Raw genomic sequence first — 12,423 nt, forward strand, 5'->3', positions numbered from 1 at the left:
TCAGCACGCAGCCATGGTTGAGCGCCGGCGCCAGCCACTCGTCGGTCGGCACCTGCTTCACCATGCGCAGGCGGAAGCCTGGCTTTCGCGCCGCAAGGTCGAATGTCGGGGTGCGGATGCCGACCAGCGCCAGCCAGTAGGTGCCGTCGGAGGCGCGGTTGATGTTGTCCGGATTGCCCGGCAGCTCGTCCATCAGCACTTCGGTCTTGCCCTTGTTCGGCCCGTCGATCCAGTGGCGGAACACCTTGCACAGCGAGGTCGACGCGATCAGGATCGATTTGCCGTCATGCGAGACGCAGATCCCGTTCGGGAAATAGAAGTGGTTGATCACCGTGCGCGTGGTCCTGGTCGCCGGGTCGTAGCAGACCACACGGCCGTTCGGCCGGCCCTCGAGGATGTCGAGGGTGTTGGTGGTCATCTCGTAGCGCGTGGTGCAGTCGCTGAAATAGATCTTGCCGTCGGGCGCGATGTCGAGGTCGTCGGCCATGCGCAGGCGGGAATCGTCGTTCAGCTTGTACCAGGTGCGGTTGGTCTCGTCGGTGACCTTGAAGATGCGGCCATCGGGGGCGACGCCGTAGACGCCCATGCCGGCGACCGCGACGATCAGATTCTCGTCGCGATCGAACTGCATGCCGAGCGGCCGGCCGCCGATATGGGCGAACACCTCGCGGGTCTTGAAGTCAGGCCCGGAGAAACGGATCACATTGCCGTCGCGGGTCGAGCCGTAGAGCCGGCCCTGGCGGTCGAGGATGACGTCCTCGGGCCCCTCGACCTGATCGACGCCGATCGCCTGAGCGTTGATCAGCCGGTCGTTCTGCGCGTAGGGCGAGGCCGCGCCGGGCTGCACCGCAGGCGCCGAGGCGAGCGGCACGAAGGCCGGATTGACATAGATCTTCTGGATCGCCTTGCCGCGATTCTTCGACCATTTGACGTCGATGCCGACGGCGGCGAGCAGGATCATGCCGGTCACCGCCGAGGTGACGTAACCCGGGATGCCCATCCGCACGAGGCCGTTGATCAGGAGGAAGATGATCAGCGCGCCGATCATCGCCCGCCACACCGTGCCCTTGCCGCCGGCGAGCGACACGCCGCCGAGCACGACGGCGGTCAACGCCTGGAATTCCCACCCCACGCCGGTGGTGGAATCCGTCGAAGCTTGCCGTGCGGCGTAGAAGATGCCGCTCGCCGCACACAGCGTCCCCGACAGCACATAGGTCATGAACAGCATCACCCGGACGCGGATGCCGGCGTGACGCGCCGCCTTGCGGCTGGCGCCGATCGCGGTGAGATGCCAGCCGTAGCGCGAGCGCGACAGGAAGATGTGGCAGATCAACAGCACCACGAACAGCGTCGCCGCATTGACGGGGATGCCGAGCACGCTGCCGCCGCCGATGAAATCCCAGGCGTCGCTCTCGACCGAGTTGGTGGCGAACACCTGGGCGTAGCTGGTGTTGAGCAGGTTGACCGAGGCGCGCAGGATGATCAGCGTCACCAGCGTGGTCAGGAACGGCCGTGTCTTCAGGAAGCCGATCAAGAAGCCGTTGATGCTGCCGAGCAGCGCGCCGACCAGAAGCGTCGCCGGCACGGCGAGGCCGACCGGCCATTCGCGCACCAAGAGGAAGTACAGCGCCGCGAAATTGCACAGCGCGAAGATCGCGCCGACCGACAGGTCGATGCCGCCGGTGACGAGGCAGAAGCCCATCGCCAGCGCGACGAAACCGAATTCGGCGAACAGCCGCAGCAGCGACACCGAGTTCTGCACCGAGGCGTAGTCGGGAATGGTGAGCGCGAAATAGCCCCACAGCCCGATCATCACGGTGAAGGGCACCACCGGCTCGAACCACTGTTTCAGCAACAGCTCCGACAGCAGGAGCCGGGGTGAGAACCGCCGCACCGATGCGGAAAAGGAATCAACTGCCATCGACATCGCCAAAGCACTCCTGATCCGGTTTCAACGTTTCCGGATTCTGACCCGTGATACAGCCGGCGCGGGAATGCCCCCCGCGCCGGCTGTCCGCGCCTTGTTAATTTTTCTTGGGTAGCGCGAAGCAGTTGGCGCCCGAGGCGTTGGACTTATCGAGCCAGATCGGCCGCGTGTAATAGACGAGATTGCGGCCGCCCGGCTTCTCGCCCGATACCAGCAGGGTTTCGGCCGCGAACATCAGGTCGTGGCCCTGCTCGGTCGCCTTGTAGCTCAGGAACTTGTAGAAATTGCCCGAATTGACCTGGTCGCAATCGAGCTGCGAGCCTTCACCGGAGGCGAACACCTTCACATCGTCGATCTTGCCGGCATTGCGGATCGCCTGCGCCGCGCCCGACTCCATGATGCCCCAGAAGCCGATCGAGGCGCAGAGGTCGGGATGCTGCTGGATCACCGTCGCGGTGACGTTGAGCGCGGTGTTGGCGTCCCAGTTCGCGGCCTGGTTCGAGACCACCTTGATGTTCGGATCCTTGTTCAACACCTCCATGATGCCGCCGACCTGGTCGACGCTGGCGGCCGCGGTCAGTTCGCCCTGCACGATCTGGACCTTGCCCGACTTGCCGGAGCCGGTGCCGCAGGCCTTGACGGCTTCGTTCGCCAGCATCTTGCCGATCTCGCGCCAGTCGGCGCCGACAAAGGCGCCGGACTTGTAGTTCGAGGACATGTTGATCTGGATCACATGCGTGCCCTGGCTTTCGGCGCGCTTCAGATCCTTCATCAGCAGCGTGACGCTCGGGTTCTGCACCACAAGCACGTCGGGCTTCTGATCGACCAGCGCGGTCAAGGCCTGCTGCATCGCCGACGGATTGTTGTTGGGATCGCGCACGACATATTTCATGCCGCGCCATTCGGCCTCCTCCTGCAGCACCCGGCCCCATTCGTCGGACAGCGGCACGCCGAGCGCGATCGGCAGATAGGCGATCGTCTTGCCCTGCAGCGCCTTGTCGTAGACGGCACGCAGCTCGCGCGCGGTCTTGGTGCCTTCCTCCTGCGCCGATGCCGCAAACGGCATCGCGGCCAGCGTCACGCCGGCCAGCAGGATCGTCCAGAATTTTGTCGTCGTCTTCATCGTCTCCCTCCACAAAGCAATTTCTTTTGATTGATTCATTTGGCGCGGCGGCCGGCTCAGTCGCCCTGTTTCAGTCCCCTTGCCGCGCAGTCTCCTCGTCGCGGGGATGCAGCCAGTTGTCGAGCACGATGGCGGCCAGCAGCACCACGCCCTTGATGATGTTCTGCACCTCGCTGTTGACGTCCATGATGGTGAAGGCGTTGAGCAGCGTGCCGATCAGGATGCAGCCGACCACGACGCTGAACACGCTGCCGCGGCCGCCGATCAGGCTGATGCCGCCGATCACGACGACGAGCACGACGTCGAAGATCATGGTGCCCTGGGTGATCGCCATCTGCATGCTGCCCGTGGTGCCGACCCAGACCAGGCCCGCAATCCAGGCGAGCACTGCAACCAGCACGTGCTCGAGCACGATCAGCGGCCGCAGCGCGACGCCGGTCAGCCGCGCGGCCTCCGGATTGTCGCCCTGCGAATAGATGAAGCGGCCGATCGAGGTGCGCGACAGGAACAAATGCATCGCGATTGCACAGGCCGCGAACACCAGGATCGGAACCGGGATGCCGAACAGCCGTCCGGCGCCGAGATACATCAGGCTAGGTGCATCCTTCGGCGCATAGACCACCCAGGCCGGCGCGATCCAGAAGGCGAGGCCATAGATGACGAAGCCGGCAGCCAGCGTCACGAACAGCGCGGGCGCCTCGACGAAAGCGACCATCACGCCGTTGATGACGCCGATCAGCACCGCGATCGCCAGCGCCAGCAGCACCGCCGTGAAAACGGGCATGCCGTTCTGCATGTAGATCAGCGCGATCGCCCAGGAACCCGCCATGATCGCGACCTCGGAGAGGTCGATGCCGCGGCTGATCACGATCAGCCCCATGCCGAGGCCGAGCACGCCGAGGATGGAAATACTCCGCAACAGATTCAGGAGATTGGAGACGGTGGCAAAGCCGTTCAGCGTCAGGCCGAACACGATCAGGAGCGCGATGGTGATCAGGAGCACGATCTGCTCCTGGCTCGGCTTTGCAAACATTGCGCCCAGGCGAGATGATGCCGCAGGGACAGCAACGCCGCGCGATGGCGATTGCACGCTCATCGTTTCCTCCAGGTATTATTTTGCTTGAGACTTTAAGAGTGCCGACTAGTATTCGTCAAATGCATTCGGCGGATACGGATTGATCATTTCCATGCATGTACGCGACGTCGATCTGAACCTGTTCGTCGTGTTCGACGCGATCTATTCCGAGGGCGGCGTCAGCCGCGCCTGCTTCCGCCTCAACCTGACGCAGCCCGCGGTCAGCCATGCGCTGAGCCGGCTGCGCGCGATGTTCAACGATCCGCTGTTCGTGCGCCGCAACCACGTGATGACGCCGACCCCGCTGGCCCGGCAGATCATCACCACGGTGCGCCAGGCGCTCAACGGCCTCGAGACGACGCTGACCCACACCCACCGGTTCGATCCGGCGAAGACGCCGAAGCGGTTCGTGATCGGGCTGCGCAACAATCTGGAAGCACCGATGCTGAGCGCGCTGGTCAACCGGATCAGCATGGTGGCGCCGCTGGTCGAGATCGCCACCGTGCGCAGCGAGCGCAACAATCTCGAGCGCGAGCTTGCCGCCGGCACCCTCGACGTCGCGATCGATACGCTGTTGCCGCTCTCGGCGGAGGTGCGGCGCGAGCAGATCCTGACCGAGCATATCGCGGTGTTCGCGCGGCGCGGCCATCCCGAGCTCGGCACCCGGCTCGACAAGAAGGCTTATTTGCGCATGGAGCATGTCTGCGTGACGTCGCGGCGCAGCGGCCTGTCGTTCGAGGATTTTCAGCTCCAGCGCCTCGGCCTGACCCGCACTGTTCGCCTGACCTGTCAGAATTTCGCAACCGCCTGCCACGTCGTGAGCCGCAGCAACATGCTGCTGACCGCCTCGGAGAGCGCCGCCTCCGTGCTGGAAGACCCCGGGCTGCTGCAGTGCTTCCCCTGCCCGTTCCCGATCAGCCCGCACGTCAATTATCTCTACTGGCACGCCACCGCCGAGGACGACACCACCAATCAATGGCTGCGCGAGCAGCTGCGCGCCGCCGCGGCGCTGCTGGCCGGCAGCCAGTTCGGCCGCAAGAACGGGCGCGCGAAGATGCGCCCCAGCGTGGGATATCCGGCGCCGGCCAGCATCGCCGCCGAATAGCCGCGTCAGCCCACCACGCGGATCGGGTCCGAGCCGTCCCAAGTCGCGGCCACGATCCTGATCTTCTCGAAGAACCGCCCCTTCGATCCCGAGATGTCCGAGATCTCGATCACGGTGCCGGCATGGCCGGCGGTGTCGAAATAGGCGAAGCGTCCCTTGGGGCCGCCGATCTGGCCTTCATGACCGACCGTGAAGCCTGCCGCGATGGCGCGGTCGTAGAGCGACTGGTAGTCCGTGCTCCAGTACGACATGTGCTGCAGGCCTTCGCCGTGGCGCGCCAGAAAATCCAGATACATCGACGGCGCGTTGTTGCGCTGTTGGATCAGCTCGATCTGCAGATCGCCGGAATTGGCCAGCGCGATCGACATCTCGACCGCGGAGTCCACGCCGCGATAGCGGAACCAATCGACCTTGACCGAGGGGATCAGGAAGAATGGCCCGACCCGCAGTGTCTCGGTCCAGAACTTCAGTGCCGCATCGATGTCACGAACGACGTAGCCGTTCTGACAGACCTTGCCGAACAATGCACTCATGCGCCCTCCCCGCCGCTCACAAACCGCTGGGCCCACTGTCGACCGCCAGCGTCCGCGCGGTGACATAGACGCTTTCGTCCGACATGAAGAACACGGCATAGGCCGCGCTCAGCGGACGCACATGGCGCTCCGGCTTCGCGTCTTGCTTGGCCTCTTGCGAAATCTCCGACATCCCGTCAGCTCCGCTTCCTGCCGCCCTCGTAGACGGCCATGCCGGCGGCCGGATCGAGATCGGTCTCGGTCGCCTCCGTCAGCCGCGCCATCATCATGTAGAAGCCAAGCGCGACGATCGCCTCGACGATCTCCTGATCGCTGAAATGCTGGCGCACGCCGGCGAAGACGGCGTCGCCGACGCGCACCTTCTCGACCACCTCGCGGCCGAAGCCGAGCAGCGCACGCTCGGCGGCGTTGAGCGCGGCATCGTCGTAATTGCCGCGCTCGACGGCATCGATCTGGGCCTGCGTCACGCCTACGCCGAGCGCGATCGGCACATGCTGGCGCCATTCATAGGCACCGCCCTCGAGCTGCGCGGCCTGCAGGATCAGGAGCTCGCGGTTGACCGCGGACAGCTTCTGCTTGTGCAGGATCGAATTGGCGAGCCGCATCGCCGGGATCATGTTGGCCTCGGCATGGGCCATCATACGGAAGATGTTGAGCTTGACCGGCATGCGGTCGAACGCGGCGCGGATGTCGCCGCTCGTCGTCTCCGGATCAATCAGGGGCAGCCTTGCCACGCGTTTCTCCCGTCTGTTTGTTTGTTGTTCGTTGTCTTTGGTCCGGCTTCCCGGTCCGTCCACCTAATGCACCCCGCCGACCGAGATCAAGCCGCGCACCCGGCATTGGCCGAATAGCGGGGTTCTGCCATGCGGTTCCGCGCTTGAATCCGTATCCACGGGCAGGCATAAGGAGCGCCAACTCCCTTAAAAAATGGCCTTAGCCCAAGGATTTGAGAAGGATTTACGATGCCCGCCTATCGCTCCCGCACCACCACCCACGGCCGCAACATGGCGGGTGCACGCGGCCTCTGGCGCGCCACCGGCATGAAGAACGAGGATTTCGGCAAGCCGATCATCGCGGTGGTCAATTCCTTCACCCAGTTCGTGCCCGGGCATGTGCATCTGCAGAATCTCGGCCAGCTCGTGGCTCGCGAGATCGAGAAGGCCGGCGGCGTCGCCAAGGAGTTCAACACCATTGCGGTCGATGACGGCATCGCGATGGGTCATGACGGCATGCTGTACAGCCTGCCCTCGCGCGAGCTGATCGCCGACAGCGTCGAATACATGGTCAACGCGCATTGCGCCGACGCGATGGTCTGCATCTCCAACTGCGACAAAATCACGCCCGGCATGCTGATGGCGACGCTGCGGCTCAACATCCCGACCGTGTTCGTCTCGGGCGGACCGATGGAGTCGGGCAAGATCCTGCTCAAGGGCAAGAAGCGCGCGGTCGACCTGATCGACGCGATGGTCGCGGCCGCCGACTCCAACGTGTCGGACGAGGACGTCGCGGTGATCGAGCGCTCGGCCTGCCCGACCTGCGGCTCCTGCTCCGGCATGTTCACCGCGAACTCGATGAACTGCCTGACCGAGGCACTCGGCCTCGCGCTGCCCGGCAACGGCTCGGTGCTGGCGACCCACGCCGACCGCAAGAGCCTGTTCGTCGAGGCCGGCCATCTGATCGTCGACCTCGCCCGCCGCTACTACGAGCAGGACGACGCCAAGGTGCTGCCGCGCAATATCGCGAACTTCAAGTCGTTCGAGAACGCGATGACGCTCGACATCGCGATGGGCGGCTCGACCAACACCGTGCTGCATCTGCTCGCCGCCGCGCGCGAGGGCGAAGTGCCGTTCACGATGACCGACATCGACCGCCTGTCGCGCAAGGTGCCGGTGCTCTGCAAGGTCGCGCCCTCGGTGCAGGACGTCCACATGGAGGACGTGCATCACGCCGGCGGCATCATGGCGATCCTCGGCGAGCTCGACCGCGCCAGGCTGCTCACGACCGACGGGCCGACCGTGCACGCCGCGACGCTGGACGACGCGCTGAACCGCTGGGACGTGGTGCGGACATCAAGCGACAAGGTGCGCAATTTCTACCGTGCCGCGCCGGGCGGCGTGCCGACCCAGGAAGCCTTCAGCCAGGACCGCCGCTTCGACGAGGTCGATCTCGACCGCACCAAGGGCTGCATCCGTGACGCCGCGCATGCCTATTCCAAGGACGGCGGCCTCGCCGTGCTGTTCGGCAACCTTGCCGAGGACGGCTGCATCGTGAAGACCGCCGGCGTCGACGAGAGCATTTTGAAGTTCTCCGGCCCTGCCCGCATCTTCGAAAGCCAGGACGCCGCCGTCGAAGGCATCCTTGGCAACAAGGTGAAGGCCGGCGACGTCGTGCTGATCCGCTATGAGGGTCCGCGCGGCGGCCCGGGCATGCAGGAGATGCTGTACCCGACCAGCTATCTGAAGTCGAAAGGTCTCGGAAAGGCCTGCGCGCTGATCACCGACGGCCGCTTCTCCGGCGGATCGTCCGGCTTGTCGATCGGCCACGTCTCGCCGGAAGCCGCCGAAGGCGGCCTGATCGGCCTCGTCGAGGAAGGCGACGTCATCGAGTTCGATATCCCGAACCGCAAGGTCAACCTCGCGGTCGACGATGTCGAACTGAAGCGTCGCCGCGCGGCGATGGAAGCCAGGGGCAATGCGGCCTGGAAGCCGGCGGCACCGCGCAAGCGCGCCGTCTCGACCGCGCTGAAGGCCTATGCGGCCTTCGCCAGCAGCGCGGCGAAGGGTGCGGTTCGCATCCTGCCGGAGTGATCGGCAACAAGTGCTAGGTCACGTGCGAGTCGGCCGCCTCGATCCGGATGCGGTCGGCGTGCAGTGACCAGTCGCACAACGATTGTTCCTGGCAAAACTTGACCTTGGCCATCTCGGTGGCCTGGCCCTCGCTCGAGGCGTCGATCTCAAGTGCGCCCTGGCAGACCTCGCGCTCGCGGCCATTGCCGCCGAGCACGTCCTTCATGAAATGAACGACAAAGCGTGACATGGAACCCTCCCTGCTGCACCGGCAGAGCCCGGGGGTACCACGCTAGCACTAACACGAATGGGTAGTGAGTTAATTCGCCGAGGTCGCGTGCGACTGTTCGCAGCCGGGAAAACTACGCGCCGGCCTGGGGCAGGCTGGCGGCAGCGATCGCGACGATCTGCGCAAGACGGCGGCCGATCCTGGCGGGCGCGTTGCGGAGCAATGACTGGACCTGTCGCATCGAACATCTTCCTTCCGTGCCCGGAATGGTCGGGCACGAACGGAAAATGGCGATTTCGGGCTAAGCCGTCGATATCTCAGGGAAAATAACAACGGACGCGTTGCGAGGCGGTGCTTTGGCAGTGGGTTTATTGCCTCGATCGAGGCTACGACGAAGGAGATTTTCTCCGGTGTTCTTGCGTGTGCGCAAGAACGCTCGCACGGCTGGCCGTTTGTGTGAGGGACGCACCGGCGAAGAGAGTTCGCTCCGCCTTTGCGGCAAATCTCCCCCCCCCCCCGCAAGGGGCGGTGCCTGCACGATTTCGGAATATTGGAAATATACCCCTGAGTTGCCCGGCGCGTCAAGTTGCCTGCTCGAATGCCGGCAGCCGCCAGCTCCTTTGCATGGGGTTGTTTTCGATATTTTTGGCCGCGCGCAGCCGCAGCCCCGCAGGGGGAGGCCTGCCCCTACCCCGGCATGAACCCGAACGCCTTCTCGAACCGTCGCGCGTAGACCGGCCAGACCTCGGGATTGATGATGCGCGGCGGACGCTTGCCGTCGAGCGCGTCGAGGATCTGCTCGGCCGCGATCCGGCCCATGTTGATGCGCGCCTCGCGGGTGACGCCGGCGGTGTGCGGGCTCGCCAGCACATTGTCGAACTGCAGCAGCGGATGATCCGGCGGCGGCGGCTCCTTCGCCCAGACATCGAGGCCGGCCCCGGCGATGCGTTTGTCGCGCAGCGCCTCTTCGAGCGCCTTCTCGTCGTGGATGAAGCCGCGCGCTGTCGTCACAAAGTAGGCGTGCGGCTGCATCAGCGCGAATTCGCGCGCGCCGATCATGCCCCGGCTCTTGTTGTCCAGCGGACAGGAGATCGAGACGAAATCGGCGCGGCGCAGCAGATCGTCGAGCTCGACCTTCTCGCCGCCCCGCTTCGCCATCTCCTCTGCCGTGAGATAGGGATCGTAAGCGATCACCTTCATGTGCAGGAGGCCCCTGCACAGCTCGGCGATGCGGCGGCCGACATTGCCGAGACCGACGATGCCGACGGTCTTCTCCTTCAGCTCATTGCCGATCAGATCGTTGCGGTTGACATTGGCCTCACGCCGCAGCCTGCGGTCGGACTGGATGATCCGCTTCGACAGCGTCAGCATCATGCCGAGCGCGTGTTCGGCGACCGAATTGGCGTTGCCGCCGGACTGGTTGACGACAAGCACGCCTGCCGCGGTGCAGGCATCGACATCGACGGGATCGAAGCCGGCGCCATTCGACGACACGATCAGAAGATTCGGCGCGCGCTTCAACAGCTCGGCGTGGGCATGGAAGTGCGGCGCCAGCTCATCGCGCGCAGCGCCGATCTGATAGGCATGCGCGTCGGCGAGAACAGGCGCGAACGTCGCCTCCGGCGTCTCGTTCTCCAAACGATCGAGCCGGACGTCCGGCCGCTTCTTCAGGATATCGACGTAGATCTCGTGGGCGAGGTATTTGACGTAGAACACGCGCTTGTTGTTGACGGTCATGTCTTCGAGCAGCTTTCAGTTTGGGAAGCCATAGAGTCGGGCGGGATTGTCGACGAGGATACGGTGCCGGGTCGCCGCATCCGGCGTCCAGTCCTGGAACAGGGTCAGCAGATGGCCGGCGTCGGGCATTTCGCCTTCGACCCGCGGATGCGGCCAGTCGCCACCCCACACCAGCCTTTCAGGATTGGCCGACACCAGTGCCTCGTGGAACGGCCGCGCATCCGGATAATCGGGCGCCCGCTGGCTCAGGCGATGCGCGCCCGACAGTTTGGCCCAGCACCAGCCTTCGTCCACCGCCCGCAGCAGGCTCTGAAAGCCGGCAGTGTGGATGCCGGCGGCAGCGTCGGTGCGGCCCATGTGATCGACCACGACCGGCAGGCCGAGCGCCTTCAGCGTCGGGATCGTGTCGGGCAGATCTTTCACATCGATCCAGAGCTGTAGATGCCAGCCGAGCTCGGCCATCACACCCGCGTGCGTCGCGGCAACGTTCAAGGGAATGCCGCCGCGATAGTGCAGCTGCCCGCCGCGGAAGAAATGGTTGAAGCGCAGGCCGCGGACGCCGAGCACATGCCATTGCCGCAGCGTGCCCGCCGCCATATCGGCATCGGCGACCGCGACGCCGCGCAGCCGCGCGGGCTCGCGCTGCAGCGCATCCAGCATCGCCGAATTGTCGCGGCCATGGGCGCTGCCCTGCACCAGCACGCCGCGGGCGAAACCGAGCGCATCGAGCATGCCGAGATAGCTCGCAAGCGGCGCGTCCGGCGGCGTGTAGCTGCGATCGCCGGCATAGGGAAAGCGGTCGCTTGGGCCAAATACATGCGCATGGGTGTCGCAGGCCTTGGGCGGCAGCTTGTCCCTCGGCGGCGTCACCGGACGCGGCGGCAGGCAGGCGGGAATGTCCGACGCAGCCATGCCCTACTCCGCCTTCATGCCGGCGGCCTTGATGATCGGCCCCCATTTGTCGTAGTCGGCCTTGATCTTGGCCGCGAACTTGTCCGGCGGTGAGGCGATCGGGATCGCACCGAGCCTGCCGAGCCGCTCCTTCACGGCATCGGTGTTCACCGCCGCGACGAAATCATGCGAGATCTTCGCGACGAGGTCGGCCGGCATGTTGCCGGGTCCGAGCAGACCCCACCACACCTCGGTGTCGTAGCCCGGCACGGTTTCCGACATGCTGGGCACGTCAGGCAGGAACGGCGCACGCGAGCCGGTCGTCACCGCGAGCGCGCGAACCGTGCCGGCCTGCAGCTGCCCGACCGATTCCGGTCCGTTGTTGAACGACATCGGAATTTGCCCGCCGAGCAGATCGTTGATCGCGGGTGCACCGCCCTTGTAGGGGATCGCGTCGAGATCGATCTTGGCGAGGCTCTTGAGCAGCTCGCCGGCCAGATGGGTCGAGGTGCCGTTGCCGGCATGGGCGAAGGACAGGCTGCCCGGCTTCGCCTTCGCCGCGGCGATGACGTCGGCGACCGACTTGAACGGTGAATCGGCGCGCACCAGCAGCACGTTCGGCGACGACGCCAGCAGCGAGATCGGCGAAAAATCCTTGAACGTGTCGTAAGGCAGCTTCGGATAAAGGAACGGATTGGTGGCGTGGCCGCTCGCCACCATGATCAGATTGTAACCGTCGGGCGCGGAGGTCGCGATCGCCTGCGAGGCGATCACCCCGCCGGCGCCGGGCCGGTTCTCGACCACGATCGATTGCGTCCAGGTCTTCGACACCGCTTCGGCGAGCGTCCGCGTCAGCACATCGACGCCGCCGCCGGGCGGATATGGAACGAGAATATGAACGGCCTTGGCCGGGAACGGTTGCGCGGACGCAACGCCGGCCACAATCATGGCCGCTGCCGCAATGGCGGTCCGCCAGACCCATCCGGCCATCGACGCCTCCCGTCCCTTGATCGCTAC

12 protein-coding genes are annotated in these 12,423 nt (G+C 65.2%); 2 read left to right on the forward strand and 10 right to left on the reverse strand.

Annotated elements, in window-relative coordinates; translation table 11 throughout:
* The 3 genes from E2I15_RS13170 to E2I15_RS13180 all read right to left on the reverse strand — a co-directional run.
* Positions 1-1,927, reverse strand: a 1,927-nt coding sequence (locus E2I15_RS13170; protein ID WP_155262364.1) for an ABC transporter permease, incomplete at its 3' end; no start/stop codon positions are given.
* Between the two features lie 97 nt (positions 1,928-2,024).
* Entirely contained in the window at positions 2,025-3,050 is a 1,026-nt protein-coding gene (locus E2I15_RS13175) for a sugar ABC transporter substrate-binding protein (RefSeq protein WP_038379599.1), read from the reverse strand.
* Positions 3,051-3,120: 70 nt separating this feature from the next.
* A complete protein-coding gene (locus E2I15_RS13180; RefSeq protein ID WP_349629380.1) occupies positions 3,121-4,053 on the reverse strand; it encodes an ABC transporter permease in 933 nt (310 codons plus the stop codon).
* A gap of 184 nt (positions 4,054-4,237) precedes the next feature.
* Between E2I15_RS13180 and E2I15_RS13185 the strand changes: the two genes are divergently transcribed.
* The gene (locus E2I15_RS13185) at positions 4,238-5,230 is read left to right on the forward strand and encodes a LysR family transcriptional regulator (RefSeq protein ID WP_137476328.1); all 993 of its coding nucleotides are present in this window, start codon (positions 4,238-4,240) and stop codon (positions 5,228-5,230) included.
* Positions 5,231-5,235: 5 nt separating this feature from the next.
* Here E2I15_RS13185 and E2I15_RS13190 read toward each other — a convergent pair whose 3' ends face one another.
* Genes E2I15_RS13190 through E2I15_RS13200 form a run of 3 tightly spaced genes read right to left on the reverse strand, consistent with a single transcriptional unit; the run spans position 5,236 to position 6,497 of the window.
* Positions 5,236-5,763, reverse strand: coding sequence for a VOC family protein (locus tag E2I15_RS13190; protein ID WP_137476329.1), 528 nt, complete (start codon positions 5,761-5,763; stop codon positions 5,236-5,238).
* 16 nt (positions 5,764-5,779) lie between these two features.
* Positions 5,780-5,935, reverse strand: a complete 156-nt coding sequence (locus tag E2I15_RS13195; RefSeq protein ID WP_137476330.1) for an SDR family oxidoreductase — start codon at positions 5,933-5,935, stop codon at positions 5,780-5,782.
* Positions 5,936-5,939: 4 nt separating this feature from the next.
* Positions 5,940-6,497, reverse strand: a complete 558-nt coding sequence (locus tag E2I15_RS13200) for a carboxymuconolactone decarboxylase family protein (RefSeq protein ID WP_137476331.1) — start codon at positions 6,495-6,497, stop codon at positions 5,940-5,942.
* Between the two features lie 228 nt (positions 6,498-6,725).
* Here E2I15_RS13200 and ilvD point away from each other — a divergent pair, with 228 nt between their 5' ends.
* The gene (gene ilvD / locus E2I15_RS13205) at positions 6,726-8,570 is read left to right on the forward strand and encodes a dihydroxy-acid dehydratase (protein ID WP_137476332.1); all 1,845 of its coding nucleotides are present in this window, start codon (positions 6,726-6,728) and stop codon (positions 8,568-8,570) included.
* Between the two features lie 13 nt (positions 8,571-8,583).
* Here the strand turns inward: ilvD and E2I15_RS13210 are convergent, their stop codons facing one another.
* The 4 genes from E2I15_RS13210 to E2I15_RS13225 all read right to left on the reverse strand — a co-directional run bounded on the left by E2I15_RS13210 (position 8,584) and on the right by E2I15_RS13225 (position 12,396).
* Positions 8,584-8,799: a hypothetical protein gene (locus E2I15_RS13210; RefSeq protein ID WP_137476333.1), complete on the reverse strand. Its 216-nt coding sequence runs from the start codon at positions 8,797-8,799 to the stop codon at positions 8,584-8,586.
* Positions 8,800-9,465: 666 nt separating this feature from the next.
* Positions 9,466-10,515 carry a hydroxyacid dehydrogenase gene (locus tag E2I15_RS13215; protein WP_137476334.1) on the reverse strand — a complete coding sequence of 350 codons (1,050 nt, stop codon included), beginning with the start codon at positions 10,513-10,515 and terminating at the stop codon, positions 9,466-9,468.
* A 15-nt stretch (positions 10,516-10,530) separates the two neighbouring features.
* Complete coding sequence (locus E2I15_RS13220) at positions 10,531-11,427, reverse strand: amidohydrolase family protein (RefSeq protein ID WP_137476335.1); 897 nt, start codon at positions 11,425-11,427, stop codon at positions 10,531-10,533.
* 3 nt (positions 11,428-11,430) lie between these two features.
* Positions 11,431-12,396, reverse strand: coding sequence for a Bug family tripartite tricarboxylate transporter substrate binding protein (locus E2I15_RS13225; RefSeq protein ID WP_137476336.1), 966 nt, complete (start codon positions 12,394-12,396; stop codon positions 11,431-11,433).
* Positions 12,397-12,423: the final 27 nt, after the last annotated feature.

The organism is Bradyrhizobium sp. BR2003 (assembly GCF_009720285.1).
Taxonomy (GTDB): domain Bacteria; phylum Pseudomonadota; class Alphaproteobacteria; order Rhizobiales; family Xanthobacteraceae; genus Bradyrhizobium; species Bradyrhizobium elkanii.